Source organism: Streptomyces sp. NPDC003635, from assembly GCF_053587635.1.
In genome coordinates this window covers 240,691-257,496 of record NZ_JBSFOK010000006.1, presented here as the reverse complement: position 1 = coordinate 257,496, position 16,806 = coordinate 240,691, and the positions used below count along the sequence as shown (strand labels likewise).

The following is a 16,806-nucleotide window of genomic DNA, read 5'->3' as shown; positions in this document are numbered from 1 at the left end:
CTTTGAGGTGCTGCCCGAGCGCCGCGTACTCGCCATCGGTCACACCACCCACCCAGCGCGCGTCAGGTCTGGGCTCGCCCCACTCGCCGCCCGCGGCAGGCCCGGCAGGCTCGGGGCGGGCAGTCCGCCGCCGAGCAGGGTGGCGGCGACCACGTTGACCAGGCCGGTCAGCACACCGGTGACGGCCGGGACGACCTGGCCGACGTCCCCGGAGGTGACGGCCTTGAGCAGGGCGTCGACCGCCTTCTGGACGGTGGCGAGGGCGTCGGCGACGAGGTCGGCGGGGAGTTCCGCGCTCGGCGCCTTGTCGTCGCTCTTGCTGAGCGTCGGCAGGGTGGGAAGGGTCGGCAGGGCCGGCGCGTTGGGCAGCGCGGGGGCGGCGGGCGTGGCCGGCGCGTTGGGCGTCGCGGGCGTGGCGGGGAGGTTGGCCGACGGGGCGGCCGGGGCGGCGGCGGTGACCTTGGCGAGGGCGTCCTTCACCGCCTGACCGAGCTTGTCCGCGTCCGCGGCGGGCAGTTGGCCGTTGTCGGCCTTGAGCGCGGCGTTCAGCAGGTCGGTGACGGGGGTCAGCACGGTACCGAGGTTGCCGAGCGACTTGACCTGGGCGAGCAGCGCGTCCGCGCCGGGGACGGGCGCATTGAGGGCCGCATGGGTGCGCTCACGGGCGGAGTCGTCGGCCGCCATGGCGGTGGGACCGGCGATCCCGATCAGGAGGGTGGCGCAGAGTGCGGAGACCGCGATACGCCGTGCGGGCAGAGCACGCATGGGTGTTCCTTTCGGTGGTGCGTGGGACCTTGTGCCCACCGTGAAAGCGCTCACCGCGCTCTGCAACCGTTCGAACGCTCTCGGTCACCATTCGTACACCGCGCCAACCACGTCCTGCCTGGTGAATGGCATGTCAAGGCGGCATGGCCGCGCCACTCCCGGAATGCCCCATTCGGGGCAATGCGGAGGATGACGCGAACCGGCCGCCCCACCGTGGCGGATCCACGGCGGGGCGGCCGGCAGAGGGTCTAGCGGTGACGTCAGTCGTTGACGCAGGTGTTGCCGAACGCCGGGTTCAGCAGACCGATCACGTTGACCGTGTTGCCGCAGACGTTGACCGGGACGTGGACCGGGACCTGGACGACGTTGCCCGACAGCACGCCCGGGGAGTGGGCAGCGCCACCGCCCGCGCCGGCGTCGGCGGCGGCGATGCCGGCGCCGCCCGCAACGGCCGCAGCGGCAACAGACGTAAGGACCAGGCCCTTCGCGATACGCGACATGGAGAGGTGCTCCTTGGGGTTGACACAAACACCCGGGCGGGGATGCCCGGCGCTGTGTCAACGCGCGACGCGCACCGGGGTTGTGCCGCCAATGGGGTGATCCCGCGACAGGCCCGGCTTCACCGTTCCGACACACTTGTCGGGTTTCGACGGATTAATAGGCATAGCGACTAGAGTTGCGGACCTCCTGACGCACCCCTATTGCAAGCAAATCGCACCTTTTCCGAAGGGCACGGCCGGTCATGCGCCACACCTGCATCTCCGCGCGCCGGGGCGGCAACTCGCCCGGTGGCACGCAGGGGATCGGGGCGCGCGCGGGGAATGGCGCGCGCGGGCGCGCGGGCTGTGTGGCGTACGCCGGGGAGCGCGGCCGGAGCGAAGACGCGATCGGCGTCGCGGGTGTCCCTCTCGGCGGCGCGACCGACCCCCGCCATGACGTCCTGAACTCCACGTTCGGCGAACCGGGGGCGGCTCCGGCGCGGTGTGCGCCCGCGTACACCGACCCCCTCCGCCACGACGCCGACGTGTTCGAACTCGGCAAGGCGCGGCGAGCCGGTGGTGACCAGCCGGCCGTCCGGCTCGTTTCCCAGCGGGACGCAGTGTGGGCCGCGCGCTCTTCGTCGCCGTCGACGCCCAGAGCTGAGGCGCGATCCCGCCCGTCCCGAGCGACACCCGTGAGCGAGGAAACCGCGCAATGCACCTGCCACCCACCGACCCTCCGCCTCGGGTCCTGCATCTGACCCAGCCTGTGGACGGCGGGGTCGCCCGCGTCGTGACGGACCTGGCCCGCGCCCAGCTCGCGGCCGGTCTGCACGTCACGGTCGCCTGCCCCGACAGCATCCTCACCGGGCAACTGGGGGCGCTCGGCGCCGACGTACGCGCCTGGTCCGCGACCCGTACGCCGGGACCGACACTCGTTCGAGAGGTACGCCTGCTCGCCCGGCTGGTCGAAGAGGTACAGCCCGACCTGGTGCACACCCACAGCGCGAAGGCGGGCCTGGCCGGGCGGCTCGTGCTGCGCGGGCGGATCCCGACGGTGTTCCAGCCGCACGCCTGGTCCTTCGAGGCGGTCGACGGGGCCATGGCGGCGGTCGCGCTCAACTGGGAGCGCAAGGCCGCGCGTTGGGCCTCCCGGGTGGTGTGCGTGAGCGAGGCGGAGCGGGTGACCGGAGTGCGGGCCGGGATCCGCGGCCGTTACACGGTGATCCCCAACGGCATCGACCCCGAACGCTTCCACCCCGCCGCCGTCGGTACCGTACGCGCCGGACTGCTGCCGGACGTCGATCCCGGGGCACCGCTGGTGGTGTGCGTCGGACGGCTGTGCCGGCAGAAAGGGCAGGACCTGCTGCTGCGGGCCTGGGCCGCGGTGGCGGAGCAGGTGCCCGGGGCCCGTCTCGTACTGGTCGGCGACGGTCCGGACGGCGCCGTACTGCGCTCGCGGGCGCCGAAGTCGGTGCTGTTCGCGGGGGCGGTCGCCGACGCCGCCCCCTGGTACCAGGCCGCCGACCTGGTCGTCCTGCCCTCGCGCTGGGAAGGCATGGCACTCGCCCCGCTGGAGGCGATGGCGTGCGGCCGGCCGGTGGTGGCGACCGAGGTGGGCGGCGCCCGGGAGAGCCTGCCGCCCTCGCTCGCGCCGCACTGCCTGGTCCCCCCGCGCGACCCGGCCCGGCTGGCCTCGGCCATGACCGAGCTGCTGCGCGACCCGCTGCTGCGCGAGTCCCTCGGCCACCAGGGGCGCCGGCACGTCCTGTCCACGCACGACGTGCGGCACACCGCCCGGGCGGTCGCGGAGGTCTACCGCGACCTGCTCGCCGGGCGGGTGCCCACCGAGTACAGGGAGTCCATCCACTCGTGACTGCCGACAGCACCGTCCCCCCGCCCGCCGGGCAGCCACGGGGCCCCGGTTTCTCGCCCGTCTCCGTCATGCCGCCACGCGGCTCGGCCGCCGGTTTCCGCTTCCCGGCCCGCAGACCCCGCCCGCGCCCCGCGTCGCCCGTACCGCTGCTCGCGGCCGATGTCGTCGCCGCCCTGCTGGGTGCCCTGGCCCTCACCGGCGCCCAGCGCCGACCGCTGCTGGTCGCGGCACTGGTGGCCACCGCCCTGCTGCTGCGCCCGCAGCCGCCCCGGCCGGTGACCGGGGTGCTGGACGAACTGCCCGCCGTCTGCGGCCGGATCGCGGTGGCCTGGCTGGCCCTCGCGACCGCGGTCGCCGCGTACGCCCCGCACCACGCTCTCTCCGCGCGCACCCTCGCCCTCGGCTTGCTCGCGCACGCCGCGGCGAGCTGCGCGGGCCGGGGTCTGGTGCACCGGCGGCGCGCCGAGGCACTGCTCGGCCGCCCGCGCGCCGCGCTGGTGATCGGCCCGGCCGCGACCGCGCAGCGCGTGGCCGCCGGGGTGCTGCGCCATCCGCGGTGCGGGGTGCGGCCGGTGGGCATCGTCGCCGGGGACCCGGACGGCACCGAGAGCCTGCCCGTGCTGATGACGGGCGAGGAGGTCGAGCGGGCGCTGATCCAGAACGGCGTCCGGGACGTCCTCGCCGTCCATCCCTCGGTACGGTCCGAACGGGCCCCCCTGCTGCGGGCGCTGGCGGAGTCCGGGTGCGCGGTGTGGGAGGTCGACGCGGACTCCCCGACCTACGCCACCCGCGACCAGCTCGCCGGGTTCGCCTGCCGCCGCCTGGACATGGGGACGACCCGGCGACGCGGCAGCGCGGGCAAGCGGGCGCTGGACGTGGCCGTGTCCGGGACGCTGTTGCTACTGGTCAGCCCGCTGCTGCTGGTGTGCGCCGTGGTGCTGCGGGTGACGGACGGACCCGGGGTGGTCTTCCGGCAGGAGCGCATCGGACAGGGCGGGCGCCCCTTCACGCTGCTGAAGTTCCGCACCCACCGCCCGGTCGACGAGCACGAGTCGGCGACCCGCTGGAGCGTGGCCGACGAAGTGCGCATGTCGTGGTTCTGCCGCTTCCTGCGCCGCTCCTCGCTGGACGAGCTGCTCCAGCTGTGGAACGTGCTGTGGGGCGACATGAGCCTGGTCGGGCCGCGCCCCGAACGCCCGTACTTCGTGGCGAAGTTCAGCCAGACCTACCCGGGCTACGCGGCCCGCCACCGGATGCGGACCGGAATCACCGGGCTCGCCCAGGTCCACGGGCTGCGCGGCGACACCTCCATCGAGGACCGGGCGCGGTTCGACAACGCCTACATCGACAACTGGTCGCTCTGGCAGGACATCTGCATCCTGCTGCGCACGGCGGCGTCCCTCGTCCGTCCGACGGGGAGCTGACCGATGACGAGCCTCGCCCTCACCCCGCCCCGCGCCCTCTCCCCGGCCCTCCCGGTGGTGGCCGTCGTGGCGCTGCTCGCCCTGCCGGCCGGATCGGGCGGCGAGGGCGGGGCGGGCCCGGCGGACGCGCTCTCCGCGCTGGTGGTGCTGTACTGCGTGGTCAGCCTGCTACGGCAGAGGCGGCGCCCCCTGTCCCGTACGGCGGTCGTGGTGCTCGGACTGCCCGTGGTGGGTCTCGCGGTCGCCGCCGCGGGGGCGGTGTCGCCGGGCGCCGGGCTCAGCGGCATGGGCCGTTATCTCCAGGTGTTCGTGCTGGTCCCCGCCGCCGTCCTGCTGCTGGTCCGGGACCGGGCCGACTTCCGGCTGCTGGCCTGGTCGTTCGTCGCCCTCGCGGGATGGCAGGGCACCCTCGGCGTGCACCAGTACGTCACCGGCACCGGCGCCTCCTACCAGGGCGAGCCGATCCGGGCCGTGGGCACCTTCGGGGCGCAGGACGTGATGGGGATGGCGACCGTCGTCTCCTTCGGTCTGGTCTGCGCGGTGGGCCTCGCGCTCGGCCGCGCCCCGCTGCGGCAGCGCGCTCTCGCCGCCGGCTGCGCCCTCGCCCTGCTCGTGCCGCTCGCGCTGTCCTTCAGCCGGGGCGCCTGGATCGCCACCGCGGTGACCTGCGCCGCGCAGTTGGCGCTGGCCGGGCTGCGCCGGGCGCTGCAGGTGGGCGCCGTGCTCGCCGCCGCCGGGGTGATCCTGGTGGGCGGGTTCGGGGTCGGCACGGCGATGCTCCAGGAGCGGATCAGCAGCATCACCCAGGTCACCGACGCCCCCGACCAGTCCGTCACCGACCGCTACACGATGTGGGCGGCGGCGGTCGGCATGTGGCGCGAACAGCCGCTGACCGGGGTGGGGTTGAAGGGGTTCCCGGAGCACCGGGACGCGCACGCCTCGCTGGCCCTGTCCGCGGGCAGCGACACCGAGGGCGCCGGCGCCGGGTTCGTCAGGCAGCCGCTGCTCTCCCCGCACAACATGTACCTGCTGATCCTCGCCGAGCAGGGTCTGATCGGTCTGCTGGCGCTGGCGGGCGGCTGGCTGGCGCTGCTGGTGTGCGCCCTGCGGAGGGTATGGCGGACGGCGGCGGGGCTGGACTGCGGTCTGGTCGCCTGCGGGCTGCTGGTGTGGCTGCTCGTCGACTTCGCGTACGCCGACATCGGCGGACCCTCGACGGTGCTGACCGCGGTCTGCCTGGGCCTCACGGCCTGGTGGGCGACCGCCGGGGAGGCCGAGCCGCGGCCGGCGGCCACCGCGGAGGCCGCCCGACGGACCGCGACCGCCGGGGAGGCAGCGCAGCGATGACGGTGACGCCCCCTCGGACCGGCACCGACGGCTCGGTGTCGCTGCCCTCGGCCCGCTCCGGTGACCCGGGCCCGGTCCAGGACGGTACCGGACTCGCCCCCGTCTCCCGGAGGTTCCTGGCCCGCGCCACCCTCGTCACGGCCGTGCTCTCGATCGCCGGTGCCCTGCTGGGGCTCGCCCGCGACCAGGCGCTGGCCCGGCTGTTCGGGGCCGGTACGGAGACGGACGCCTTCCTCGTCGCCTGGACCGTGCCCGAGTTCGCCTCGACCCTCCTCATCGAGGACGGTCTCGCCTTCGCCCTGGTCCCGGCGTTCAGCCTGGCGCTGGCCCGCCGCGCCCAGGGCGCCCCCGGCGACCCGGTACGGGCCCTGGTCACCAGCACCCTGCCGAAGCTGACGCTCACCCTGATCGGCGCCGCCGCCCTGGTCGTCGTGACCGCCCCCCACCTGGTCGGGGCCCTCGCGCCGGGACTGCCCGATCCGGCCCTCGCCGTCGACTGCACCCGCCTGACCGCGACCTGCGTGCTGAGCTTCGGGCTCGCCGGATACTGCAGCGCGGTCCTGCGGGCACACCGGCGCTTCCTGGCCCCGGCCGCGATCTACGTGGCGTACAACACCGGCATCATCACGGCGATGTTCGTCCTCGGCGGCCACTGGGGGGTGCGTTCGGCGGCGGTCGGGGTGGCCGTGGGCGGAGCTCTCATGGTCGCCGTACAGCTGCCCTTCGTTCTCCGGCGGTTGCGGCGCGGGGAGGCCCTGGCCGAGGAGACGGGGCGGACGGAGGGGCAGGCCGTCACGCTGGCGCTGGTGGCGACCGTGCTGCTGTTCGCGCTGTGCCGGCAGTCGCAGGTCCTCATCGAACGGTTCCTCGCCTCCGGGCTGCCCGCCGGGTCCATCTCGCATCTGAACTACGCGCAGAAGGTGGCCCAGATCCCGATGACGCTGTCGTTGATGCTGTGCACGGTCACCTTCCCGGTGGTCGCGCGAGCCGTGGCCGAGGGCGACATCGAGCTAGCCCGTGCCCGGGTGGAGCGCGATCTGGCCATGGCCGCCTGTGTGGTGCTGCTCGGCGCCTCCACGGTCATCGCCTGCGCCCCGCACATCACCGAACTGCTCTTCCAGCAGGGTGCGTTCACCGACCGGGACACCGCGGCCACCGCCGGGGTCATGCGCGTGTACGCCCTCGGGCTGCTCGGCCAGACCCTGGTCGGCGCCCTGATCCGCTCCTACTTCTCGGCGGGCCGCCCCACCTGGTTCCCGCTCGCGATGATGTCCGTCGGCATCGCCGTCACCTCCTGGATCGGCGTGTGCACCGTACGGCCGTGGGGCGTGCACGGCATCGCCGCCGCCAACGCGGCCGGGATCACCGTCACCGCCGCGCTGCTCCTCGCGGGGATGCGCAAGCGCGCGGTCCCCGTCCGCACCCGGCGGGTGCTGGGCGAGCTGAGCAAGCCGGTGTGGGCCGCGGTGATCGCCACGGTGGCCGGTGCCCTGGTCGCCGCCCGCTTCGACACCCCCCTGCCCGGTCTGGCCGCGGGCGCGGCCACCGTGACCGGCGTGTTCCTCCTGATCGGCTGGGCGCTCGGCGCCCAGGGCCTCTCCCCCCTCACCACCGTCACGCAAAGGCTCCGCGATGTCCGTTTCCGTTGACACCGGCCCGCGTCCCGGGTCCCGCCCAGAACCGGTCCTGTGGGTGGCGATGTACCACTCCGTGGGTGACTGCTCGGACGACCCGTACCGGATCACGGTCACCCCTCAGCGCCTCGACGAACAGCTGGGCCGGCTGCGTCGCCGGGGACTGCGAGGTGTGTCCGTGGCCGAGCTGCTCGCCGCCCGGCGGCGAGGCGAGGGACGCGGTCTGGTCGGGCTCACCTTCGATGACGGGTACGCCGACTTCCTCGACCACGCCCTGCCCGTGCTGCGCCGCCACGACTGCGGCGCCACCCTCTTCGTCCTGCCCGGCAGGCTCGGCGGGGACAACGCCTGGGACCCGCTCGGCCCGCGCAAACCGCTGCTCACCGCCGACGGCATCCGCCAGGCGGCACAGGCCGGGGTGGAGATCGGCTCGCACGGGCTGACCCACGTGGACCTGACGAAGGCCGACGACGACCTCCTGCGCGCCGAGACGGCCGAAAGCAGAGCGGCGCTCTCGGAGTTGACCGGTGCTCCGGTCACCGGCTTCTGCTACCCGTACGGCACGGTCGACGCCCGCGCCGTCGAGGCCGTCCGCGCGGCCGGTTACGCCTACGCCTGCGCCATCGACCCCGGCCCGCTCAGCGCGCTGCACGCACTTCCCCGCGTCCATGTCGGCCAGAACGACACGGCCGTACGCCTGTATCTCAAGCACCGGCTGCACCGGCTGCGCCGCCGTCCCGTGGCGGGTCTGCGGTGAAGGCGCTGCACGTCATCACCGGCCTCGGCGTCGGGGGGGCCGAGCAGCAACTGCGGTTGCTGCTGCGCCACCTGCCCGTCGACTGCGACGTGGTCACGCTCACCAACCCGGGCACGGTCGCCGACGGTCTGGTCGCCGACGGAGTGCGGGTCGTGCACCTCGGCATGACCGGCAACCGGGATCTCGCCGCACTCCCCCGCCTCACCCGCCTCATCCGGACCGGCGGCTACGACCTGGTCCACACCCACTTGTACCGCGCCTGCCTCTACGGCCGCCTGGCCGCCCGGATGGCCGGGGTGAGGGCGGTCGTCGCCACCGAGCACTCCCTCGGCGACTCGCAGATGGAGGGGCGCCGACTCAGCCAGGGGGTGCGGGCCCTGTATCTGGCGGGCGAGCGGCTCGGCCGGATGACCGTCGCCGTCTCCCCGACGGTCGCCGACCGGCTCAAGCGCTGGGGCGTGCCCGCGCCGCGCATCGAGGTCGTCCCCAACGGCATCGACCTGGAACGCTTCCGCTTCGACCCGGTGCGGCGGCTGCGCACCCGCCGCCGCCTCGGCCTGCCCGAGGACGCCTACGTCGTCGGCGGCATCGGACGCCTCACCGCCGCCAAGCGGTTCGACACCCTCGTCCGCGCCCTCGCCCACCTGCCTGCGGACACCTGGCTGCTCCTGGTCGGCGGCGGCCCCGAGGAGAGCGTGCTGCGCCGCACCGCGCGGGAGGCCCGGGTCGCCGACCGGGTCCTGTTCACCGGCGAACGCCCCTACGTCCCCGACGGCTCCCCCGGGCCCGACCTGCCCTCCCTCACCTCCGCGATGGACGTCTTCGCCTCCCCGTCCCCCGAGGAGGCCTTCGGACTCGCCGCCGTGGAGGCGCTGGCCTGCGGTCTCTCCGTGCTCTACGCCTCCTGTCCCGCGATCGAGGACCTCCCCGCGCAGGCCGCCCCCGCCGCGCGCCAAGTCAGCGGCGGACCCGAGGAGTTCGCCCGGGCCGTCGCCGCGATCCGGGCCGAGGGCCCGCGCCCGCGCACCGCGCCCGAGGCCGCCCTGCACTACGGCATCACCCGCAGCGCCGACCGCCTGCTGGACGTGTACACCGCAGTCACCTCCCCGCAGTCCCCGTCATCCCAGGGAGTCAGTGCCCCATGACCGAGAACAGCACCGGACGCCACCGCCCGGTCCCGCCCGCGGCCCGCGCCAAGGCCCTGCCACCCTGGTCCCTGATCGCGGCCGGCGCTCTCGCCGGAGGACTGATCGGCGGCGCGTACGGCCTGGTCAAGCCGGCGACCTACACCGCCACGAGCTACGTGGTCGCCGTCCCGGGCGAGAAGTCCGACCCCGCCTCCGCGCTCGGCTTCGCTCAGGCCTACGGCCGTGTCGCCACCCAGCTCGCCGTGCTCGGGGACGCCCAGGTGTGGGCGGGCGTACCGGTGTCGACGCTGAAGGAGAGCGTGCGGACCGCGACCTCCCCGGACGCCCCGATGGTCGCCGTCACCGCCACCTCCTCGCGCGCCGACCTCGCCGCCGACATGGCCAACGCCGTCTCCCGTGCCCTGACCCGGCACGCGGCCGACACCGAGGAGTCCACCCACGTCGAGCTCCAGCCGTTCGCCCGCGCCACCACGCCCACCGAGCCCTCCTCCGCGTCCCCCGCGGTGACCGGGCTGGTCGGCGCGAGCGCGGGCGGACTGCTCGGCGGCCTGGCGCTGCTGGCGCGGCCCCGCCGGGGCACCGAGGATCCCGGCCGCGCGGCCGTGCCGGGCCCCGCCCTCGCCGCCGACGTCCACCGACAGCTGTGACCTACACGACGGAACTCGTCACCGACGAGGACACCTTCGCCGCCCTGTCCCCCGACTGGGCGCGGCTGTACGGCAGCTGCGCCACCGCGACCCCGTTCCAGAGCCACCCCTGGCTGCACTCCTGGTGGCGGTCGTACGGCGGCCCCGGCCGGCTGCGTGTGGTGCTGGTCCGCGACGGGGCCGAACTCGTCGCCGCCGCCCCGCTGATGCGCGTACGCGGGCCGGTGCCCGCGCTGGTGCCGCTCGGCGGGGCGATCTCCGACTACGGGGATGTCCTGCTGGACGACGAGCACGGCGAACCGGCGGTGGCCGCGCTCACCGCGGGCCTGGCGGCAGCGGCCCGTACCGCGCTGATCGAACTGCGCGAGGTCCGCCCTGGCGGTGCGGCCGAACGGATCTACGCCCACTGGCCGGGCCCCCGCCGCCAGGTCCCCGACTCCCTCTGCCTGGAACTGCCCGCCGCCCCGATGCCCGAGCTGATCGCCCGGCTGCCCTCGGCGAAGGCCCAGCAACGGGCGCGCGCCCAGCTCCGCAAACTGACCGCACTCGGGATCCAGCGGCACGTCGTGGAGCCGGACGAGGTCGACAAGGCGCTGCGGCGGCTGCTGGAACTGCATGAACTCCAGTGGCAGGAGCGGAAGGTGACGTCCGAGCACCTGCGCCCCCGGTTCCGCGACCACCTGGTGCGCTCGGTCGGCCCGATGGTGGCCTCCGGGGACGCGGTGGTCACCGAGTTCCGGCTCGACGACGACGTGGTGGCCGTTGATCTGACCCTGCTGTCGCGGCGCGTGACGGGCGGCTATCTGTACGGCGCCCACCCCTATCTGCGGGAACGCAAGGCGGACGTGGCGGTGATGCTGCTCGACGCCTGCGCCGAGCACGCGCGGGGCACGCTGAGCCTGTTGCGCGGCAACGAGCCCTACAAGCACCACTGGCGGCCCGAACCGGTCGAGAACCGACGGCTGCTGCTGGCCCGGAAGCGGACGGCCCCGCTGCTCGCGGCGGCGCTGGGCGCGGTCGCCGCCCGGCGGCGGGGCAGGGAACTCGTGCACCGCTGGAAGGAGCGCGACGGTGGCGGCAGGTCCTGACGGGCCTGCCGCCACCGGGGGGTCAGCGGTTGCGCGAGAACCAGTCGAAGCGCAGGCACAGCTTCCCGCCGAGCCAGTACTCCACCCAGTCGCCGAGATCCAGCGGCGAGCAGTTCGGCGGGGTGACCGGCGGCACGGTGGGCTCGACCGGCGTCGGTGTCGGCTTCGGCGTGGGCTGCGGCACCCCGGGCCGGCCGGACAGCAGCTCGCGGTAGACCTTGGAGGACTCCGGGTTGTCCTCGCACTGCCACACGCCGTGCGGGCAGTAGTCGGTCACCGTGTTGTACAGGGGCTTGTGCTCCGCCATCCAGGCGAGCATCCGCCGCATGTACTCGGCGTTGTCGCCGTTGCGGAAGAGTCCCCATTCGGGATAGGAGATGGGCTTGCCGTGGGCTTTGGCGAAGTCCACGTGTTCCTGAAGTCCGTAGGGCTCTTTCACCTGTTCGTCGAACGACATTCCGCGCGGCTGGTCGTACGCGTCCATTCCGATGATGTCGACCGTGCTGTCCCCCGGATAACACTGCTTCCAGGGAACGGCGTCCCGGCCCCGGGTCGGGGTGAAGTCGAACCGGAAATCCTGACCCGGCACCGCTCGCATGGCGGTGACGATCCTGTTCCAGTACTTCTTCCAGGCCGTCGGGTCGGGGCCGCAGCGATGGGTGTACGTGATGCCGTTCATCTCCCAGCCGAGCACGATCACCGTGTCCGGCACCTTCAGCTGCACCAGCCGTTCGGCGAGGCGGCGGAAGTGGTGATCGAAGGCGCCGGCGGCGCCCTGCCGCAGGAGCAGCCGGACCTCGGCGTCGGAGACGCCTTCCTCGTTGCGCTCCAGCATGGGGACGTTGAGGACGAACATCCGGTCGTCCTTCTCCCGCCGCCACTTCGCCCAGGCGTCCAGGAAGTTGGGGGCGCCCTCGATGTTGCTCCACACGTCGCCCGGCAGGTAGGTGTGCCCGACGCGCAGGTTCGCGCCGTTCAGCCACCGGCTGAGCTCGGCGATCCGGTCGACGCCCCGGGCGCTGTAGTCGAGGTAGGCGCCGAAGGCGGGGGACTCCGCCGTGGGCGCCGGTGCCTGCTGTGTCGTAGCCGCGGGTGCCGGTGTCGTCTGTGCCGTGGCCGTGGGTGCCGGAGCCGGCGGGTCGGCGACCCGTGCCGTCCCCGCACCCGCGGCGAAACCAGGACCGGACGCCAGGGCGGCGGACGCGGCGACGACCACCGCGACACATGCCAGCCGGCGGGACCGGACCGGTCGCTGCTGTGGGGCCATGCCTGCTCCTTTCTCCACCTGCGCAGGATTTCCCATTACTGACACTCAGTCATATGAACAGGAATTACGCCACCGCCGTTACGGCTTTCGAGTGTCCCGCTCGCCCGACCGAAGGAATTGAATCCGTGTCGCTTTTCGACACCCGGGTCCCCGCGGTACTGCTGCGGATCGACCGAAATCCCTTTCACCACGGAACGCTGGGCGCCGTGCGCTCGCTGGGGCGGGCGGGCGTGGACGTCCACGTGGTCGCCGACTGCGCCGCCTCCCCCGTACGCGCGTCCCGGTATCTCACGCGGCTGCACTCCCCGCCGCCGCCCGGCGCCGCTCCGGCCGACGTCGCGGTGGCGCTGCGCCGGGTGGCCGCCCGGATCGAGCGGCCCGCGGTGCTGATCCCGATGGACGACGCGGGCGCGGTCGCCGTCAACCGGCTGCGTGAGGAGCTGTCCCCCGCGTATCTGCTGCCGCGGCAACCGGGATCGCTGTCCGAGCGGGTGGCCGACAAGGCCGAGTTGGCCGGACTGTGCCTGGCGGCGCGGGTGCCGCACCCGCGGACCGTCGTCCCGGACAGCGCGGCCGAGGCCGCCGCCGAGGCCTGGCGCCTCGGCCTGCCGGTGATGGCGAAGTGGAGCCGCCCCTGGCTGCTGCCCCCGGACAGCGGACTGCGCAGCACCACCGTGATCCGCTCGGCGGGCCAGGCGCGGGAGTTGTACGCGCGGACGGCCGAGGCGGGCAGCCGGCTGCTCCTCCAGGCGTATCTGCCGCCCGGCCCCGAGCCGGACTGGTTCTGCCACGGGTACGTCGACCGCGCGGGCGCCCTCCGAGCGGGCGGCAGCGGGGTGAAGCACCTGGCCTGGCCCCGCGGCGCGGGCCTGACGGCGGCGGGCCGCTGGACCCCCAACCCCCAGGTGCGGGCGCTGGCGGAGCGCCTGCTCGGCGAGCTCGGCTATCGGGGCATCCTCGACCTGGACTTCCGCCGCTGCGCCGACACCGGCCGCTATCACCTGCTGGACTTCAACCCGCGACCGGGAGCCCAGTTCCGTCTCTTCACCGACACCGCGGACCTGGACGTCGTACGGGCGCTGCACCTGGACCTGACCCACCGTCCGCTGCCGGAGGGGGCCGCGCGGTCCGGCCGGGTCTTCGTGGTGGAGAACTACGCTCCGCTGACCGCGCTGCGTCCGAGGCGGGCGGGCCGGGAAGGGGCCTGGCACGCGAGGGACGACCGTCTGCCCGGCTGGGCGATGTGGGCCCTGTGGGCGAGGCATGTCACGCGTCGCGTCCTGGACCGCCTGCGCCGTCCGGGCAGGCGCACCGGTCTCCCGGAGGGCGCCCGTGTGGTCCGCCAGGGGTCCGCCCCGGTGACCGACGACAAGCAGGCACGGAATCTCTGACGCACGGGCCACCGGCGGCGGGCGCGGGCCCGTAGGGAGCCACCCGCCCCGCTGAAGGGCGGTACCCCGTGGCGTCGGGCACCTCGGTGCTCACGACAGCGGGGCGGGTGCCGGACAGGGCTCAGGTCCGGCACCCGCCGCGTACCTCACCGATGGGAGGCGGCCCGGCCTCGCCGGTACAGGACGGCCCCACCCGCGATGAGCGCGGCACTGGCACCGGACGCGGCCAGCAAGGCCTCCCCGGCACCGGTCTCGGGCAGGGTGGGCGGCGGCCCAGCGGGGGGCGACGTGTGCCCACCGCCCGGATGCGTCGAGGGCGGCGTCGTCGGCGGCGTGGTCGGCGGAGTGGTCGGCGGCTTCGTGGGAGGAGCCGTCGTGGGAGGAGCCGTCGTGGGCGGCGTCGTCGGCGGCTGCGTGGTCGGCGGCGTCGTCGGCGGCTTGGTCGGCGGAGTCGTGGGCGGCTTGGTCGGGGGCGTCGTCGGCGGCTTGGTCGGAGGCGTGTCCCCGTACCCGCCACCCGGCGAGTCCTCATACCCGCCACCCGGCGAGTCCCCGTACCCGCCACCCGGCGAATCCTCGTGCCCACCACCGGGCCACTCGTCGTGTCCACCGCCAGGCCACTCGTCGTGCCCACCACCGGGCCAGTCCTCGTGCCCACCGCCGGGCCACTCATCGTGCCTGTCACCAGGCGAGTCACCGTAGCCGCCGCCGTCGTCCGACGAGTCCTCGGGCACCCCGTGCGCCCACGTGCTGGAATCGCGGTCGTCGTCGTGGTCGTACCCGTCCCCGTACCCGGAATCGCCGTACGGCGTTTCGAAGGCCCGGGCCTTCTTCGCGTCCGCGTCCGAGTCACAGGAGTTGCCGAAGGCGGGGTTGAGCCCGGCGGCCGCGTCGACGGAGTTGCCGCAGACGTTGACCGGGACGTCGACCGGCACGGCCACGTCGTTGCCGGACAGAACGCCCGGCGAACCATTGGCGGACCCGTTCGCGCTCGTGTCGCCGAGGGCGGGACTGCCGCACAGGGACAGAATGCTTGTCGCGGCGGCGGCCGCGACCATTCCCCTGCTCAGGGTCTGTCGCAATCTCGTTGTCTTCCTGCTTGTAGAAGTGGGAAAAGCCGGCCTCGGAACGGGGAGATGTGTCCAAGGCCGGCCATGACACAAGCCGAGAGGCTGGTGCGTTGCGTCGTCAGTCGTTGACGCAGGTGTTGCCGAACGCGGGGTTCAGCAGGGCGATGACGTTCACGGTGTTGCCGCAGACGTTGATCGGAATGTGGATGGGAACCTGGACCACGTTGCCCGACAGGACGCCCGGGGAGTGCTCGGCGACGGCGCCGGCACCCGAGTCGGCGAACGCCGGCGTGGCCATGCCCATGGCCAGGATGGCGCCCGCGACAACTGCAGCGCTCTTCTTCATGAACTTTCCCTTCTCCGCGGTCATGCCCCTTTGTCGGCCGAAGCCGAGCGAGCACAGCTGGAACGGCTCGCACCATGACCGGCAGGTTGTAGAACGAGGGATAGACAGTTGAAGAAACTCCGGAACGCGAGTCGCCGGTTAATTCACTCGAACGCCTTCACAGAATTGACACCGGAGATCCACAGACGCCTCCCGCCGGAGGTGAAACGGTTCTCCCGGGTGAAAGAATTGACAGCACGTCAGCGCATGGAAAACGCCCGGCAGTTCCGCGAAGAGCGCGGGACCGCCGGGCGGTCTCATGTGATCGGCGAAGCGTGTCAGCCGTTGTCGACACCGTTGCCGGAGAGCGCCGAGATGTCGCTGAGGATGTGCGACAGCGGCTCGTCACCCTTGGCCTGGGTGGAGTTGTCGGCGCACTGCTGGTTCTGCGGGGCGGACAGGATCGGCACGTCCTGGGCCACGCCGACGGCGGCGATGACGCCGAGGATGGCCTGCAGGTTGGCCTTCACGGGCACACCCGCGCAGAGCTTGTTGACCGAGCCCTGCACCAGCGTGGCCTGCGGGCTCATGTCGCCCTTGGTCACCTGGTTGCCGAACTTCGAGTGGGCGTGGTTGCCGCTGGCGGAGGTGGTGCCGCTGTCGTCACCGATGGCAAGCGCCTGAGGGGCGGCCGCGGCCGAAGCGCCGACTACGGACGCGGTGACCGCGACGGCGGCCATTGCCTTCTTGAGCATGTCGCATTTCCTTTCTTGGGCAGGAGCGCCACGGGTCCGGACACACCCTGAGGTGAGACGCATGTTCCTGCCCTCGCATCAACCCGATGCGCGGGGATTGGTTGCGGCCCTTCACCCGTTCGGGCCGTTCGGTGCGCGCAATTCACGGAATTCCCGTGGTCGGCCGGGCTGCGCCCTTTCTTCCCCGTGTGCGCCATCGGAGTGAATGGCAGCAACCAAGCGGGCCCTGGGCAGTTGACCAGAGCGCTCCGGTGGACGGGGTTTCTTCAGAAGGGACTAGCAAGTGATCAAGAAGGTTCTGGCTTCCGCCGCGGTCGCCGCCTCCGTCGTCGGGGCCGCCTCGCCGGCCATGGCCATCGGCAACGACGACGGCACCAAGTCCGCCAGCGGCAACGGCGCCATGCAGTCGTACGGCAACTCGGCCACCTACGGCAACATGAGCCCGCAGATGGCGCTCATCCAGGGCTCCTTCAACAAGCCCTGCATCGGCCTGCCCGCGAAGGCGAACCTGCAGGGGATCCTCGGCCTCGCCGCCGTCGGCGTCCTGCAGGACGTGCCGATCCTGTCGGCCCCGCAGAACCAGCAGTGTGTCGAGAACTCCACCCAGGCCAAGGGCGACGAGCCGCTGTCGCACATCCTGGACGACATCTCCGTCCTCGCCGGCAACGGCGTCGACAACCACTGAGGCACCGGGCTTCTGAGCCCTCGTCAGCGGGCCGCCGGATCACCGGCGGCCCGCTGTCGTGCGTCGCGTCACGGGAGCGCGGGCGTCCGTGCGCGAGGGCGCTCACGGGCGGACCTGTGCGCTGGGCCAATCGGGGCACAGGCCGCAA

The 16,806-nt window shown here is 73.4% G+C and carries 16 protein-coding genes; 10 read left to right on the top strand and 6 right to left on the bottom strand.

Annotated features, from left to right (window positions below; all coding sequences use genetic code 11):
• Window positions 1–39 precede the first annotated feature (39 nt).
• Both ACWDRW_RS08905 and ACWDRW_RS08900 read right to left on the bottom strand, forming a co-directional pair.
• On the bottom strand, window positions 40–765 hold the full coding sequence (locus tag ACWDRW_RS08905) for a hypothetical protein (protein WP_451721600.1): 726 nt from the start codon (window positions 763–765) through the stop codon (window positions 40–42).
• Window positions 766–1,025: 260 nt separating this feature from the next.
• Complete coding sequence (locus ACWDRW_RS08900) at window positions 1,026–1,265, bottom strand: chaplin (protein WP_451721599.1); 240 nt, start codon at window positions 1,263–1,265, stop codon at window positions 1,026–1,028.
• A 694-nt stretch (window positions 1,266–1,959) separates the two neighbouring features.
• Between ACWDRW_RS08900 and ACWDRW_RS08895 the strand changes: the two genes are divergently transcribed.
• Genes ACWDRW_RS08895 through ACWDRW_RS08860 form a run of 8 tightly spaced genes read left to right on the top strand, consistent with a single transcriptional unit; the run spans window position 1,960 to window position 11,165 of the window.
• Window positions 1,960–3,120, top strand: coding sequence for a glycosyltransferase (locus tag ACWDRW_RS08895; RefSeq protein WP_451721598.1), 1,161 nt, complete (start codon window positions 1,960–1,962; stop codon window positions 3,118–3,120).
• Window positions 3,117–4,544, top strand: coding sequence for an exopolysaccharide biosynthesis polyprenyl glycosylphosphotransferase (locus ACWDRW_RS08890; protein ID WP_451721597.1), 1,428 nt, complete (start codon window positions 3,117–3,119; stop codon window positions 4,542–4,544). Before ACWDRW_RS08895 ends, ACWDRW_RS08890 begins: the two co-directional genes overlap by 4 nt.
• Before the next feature lie 3 nt (window positions 4,545–4,547).
• On the top strand, window positions 4,548–5,891 hold the full coding sequence (locus ACWDRW_RS08885; protein WP_451721596.1) for an O-antigen ligase family protein: 1,344 nt from the start codon (window positions 4,548–4,550) through the stop codon (window positions 5,889–5,891).
• The gene (murJ, locus tag ACWDRW_RS08880) at window positions 5,888–7,540 is read left to right on the top strand and encodes a murein biosynthesis integral membrane protein MurJ (RefSeq protein WP_451721595.1); all 1,653 of its coding nucleotides are present in this window, start codon (window positions 5,888–5,890) and stop codon (window positions 7,538–7,540) included. Before ACWDRW_RS08885 ends, murJ begins: the two co-directional genes overlap by 4 nt.
• On the top strand, window positions 7,524–8,282 hold the full coding sequence (locus ACWDRW_RS08875) for a polysaccharide deacetylase family protein (RefSeq protein WP_451721594.1): 759 nt from the start codon (window positions 7,524–7,526) through the stop codon (window positions 8,280–8,282). The genes murJ and ACWDRW_RS08875 overlap by 17 nt, the downstream gene beginning before the upstream one ends.
• Window positions 8,279–9,427 carry a glycosyltransferase gene (locus ACWDRW_RS08870; protein WP_451721593.1) on the top strand — a complete coding sequence of 383 codons (1,149 nt, stop codon included), beginning with the start codon at window positions 8,279–8,281 and terminating at the stop codon, window positions 9,425–9,427. The genes ACWDRW_RS08875 and ACWDRW_RS08870 overlap by 4 nt, the downstream gene beginning before the upstream one ends.
• Window positions 9,424–10,077 carry a lipopolysaccharide biosynthesis protein gene (locus ACWDRW_RS08865; protein ID WP_451721592.1) on the top strand — a complete coding sequence of 218 codons (654 nt, stop codon included), beginning with the start codon at window positions 9,424–9,426 and terminating at the stop codon, window positions 10,075–10,077. Before ACWDRW_RS08870 ends, ACWDRW_RS08865 begins: the two co-directional genes overlap by 4 nt.
• Window positions 10,074–11,165, top strand: coding sequence for a GNAT family N-acetyltransferase (locus tag ACWDRW_RS08860; RefSeq protein ID WP_451721591.1), 1,092 nt, complete (start codon window positions 10,074–10,076; stop codon window positions 11,163–11,165). The genes ACWDRW_RS08865 and ACWDRW_RS08860 overlap by 4 nt, the downstream gene beginning before the upstream one ends.
• A 22-nt stretch (window positions 11,166–11,187) precedes the next feature.
• On the opposite strand, the gene ACWDRW_RS08855 is transcribed toward ACWDRW_RS08860, so the two are convergent.
• On the bottom strand, window positions 11,188–12,432 hold the full coding sequence (locus ACWDRW_RS08855) for a glycoside hydrolase family 26 protein (protein WP_451721590.1): 1,245 nt from the start codon (window positions 12,430–12,432) through the stop codon (window positions 11,188–11,190).
• A gap of 125 nt (window positions 12,433–12,557) precedes the next feature.
• Between ACWDRW_RS08855 and ACWDRW_RS08850 the strand changes: the two genes are divergently transcribed.
• Window positions 12,558–13,823, top strand: a complete 1,266-nt coding sequence (locus tag ACWDRW_RS08850) for a carboxylate--amine ligase (RefSeq protein ID WP_451721589.1) — start codon at window positions 12,558–12,560, stop codon at window positions 13,821–13,823.
• Between the two features lie 146 nt (window positions 13,824–13,969).
• Here the strand turns inward: ACWDRW_RS08850 and ACWDRW_RS08845 are convergent, their stop codons facing one another.
• The 3 genes from ACWDRW_RS08845 to ACWDRW_RS08835 form a co-directional block, all read right to left on the bottom strand.
• Window positions 13,970–14,905 carry a chaplin gene (locus ACWDRW_RS08845; RefSeq protein ID WP_451721588.1) on the bottom strand — a complete coding sequence of 312 codons (936 nt, stop codon included), beginning with the start codon at window positions 14,903–14,905 and terminating at the stop codon, window positions 13,970–13,972.
• Window positions 14,906–15,011: 106 nt separating this feature from the next.
• Window positions 15,012–15,239 (bottom strand): chaplin, encoded by a 228-nt coding sequence (locus tag ACWDRW_RS08840; RefSeq protein WP_451721587.1) that lies wholly within the window; start codon window positions 15,237–15,239, stop codon window positions 15,012–15,014.
• 317 nt (window positions 15,240–15,556) lie between these two features.
• The gene (locus ACWDRW_RS08835) at window positions 15,557–15,973 is read right to left on the bottom strand and encodes a rodlin (RefSeq protein WP_451721586.1); all 417 of its coding nucleotides are present in this window, start codon (window positions 15,971–15,973) and stop codon (window positions 15,557–15,559) included.
• Between the two features lie 283 nt (window positions 15,974–16,256).
• Here ACWDRW_RS08835 and ACWDRW_RS08830 point away from each other — a divergent pair, with 283 nt between their 5' ends.
• Window positions 16,257–16,658: a rodlin gene (locus ACWDRW_RS08830; protein ID WP_451721585.1), complete on the top strand. Its 402-nt coding sequence runs from the start codon at window positions 16,257–16,259 to the stop codon at window positions 16,656–16,658.
• Window positions 16,659–16,806 lie beyond the last annotated feature (148 nt).

Coding starts and splice junctions, on each gene's coding strand:
- ACWDRW_RS08905 (WP_451721600.1), bottom strand. CDS start 765: ATGCGTGCTCTGCCCGCACGGCGTATCGCGGTCTCCGCACTCTGCGCC.
- ACWDRW_RS08900 (WP_451721599.1), bottom strand. CDS start 1,265: ATGTCGCGTATCGCGAAGGGCCTGGTCCTTACGTCTGTTGCCGCTGCG.
- ACWDRW_RS08895 (WP_451721598.1), top strand. CDS start 1,960: ATGCACCTGCCACCCACCGACCCTCCGCCTCGGGTCCTGCATCTGACC.
- ACWDRW_RS08885 (WP_451721596.1), top strand. CDS start 4,548: ATGACGAGCCTCGCCCTCACCCCGCCCCGCGCCCTCTCCCCGGCCCTC.
- murJ (WP_451721595.1), top strand. CDS start 5,888: ATGACGGTGACGCCCCCTCGGACCGGCACCGACGGCTCGGTGTCGCTG.
- ACWDRW_RS08875 (WP_451721594.1), top strand. CDS start 7,524: ATGTCCGTTTCCGTTGACACCGGCCCGCGTCCCGGGTCCCGCCCAGAA.
- ACWDRW_RS08865 (WP_451721592.1), top strand. CDS start 9,424: ATGACCGAGAACAGCACCGGACGCCACCGCCCGGTCCCGCCCGCGGCC.
- ACWDRW_RS08855 (WP_451721590.1), bottom strand. CDS start 12,432: ATGGCCCCACAGCAGCGACCGGTCCGGTCCCGCCGGCTGGCATGTGTC.
- ACWDRW_RS08840 (WP_451721587.1), bottom strand. CDS start 15,239: ATGAAGAAGAGCGCTGCAGTTGTCGCGGGCGCCATCCTGGCCATGGGC.
- ACWDRW_RS08835 (WP_451721586.1), bottom strand. CDS start 15,973: ATGCTCAAGAAGGCAATGGCCGCCGTCGCGGTCACCGCGTCCGTAGTC.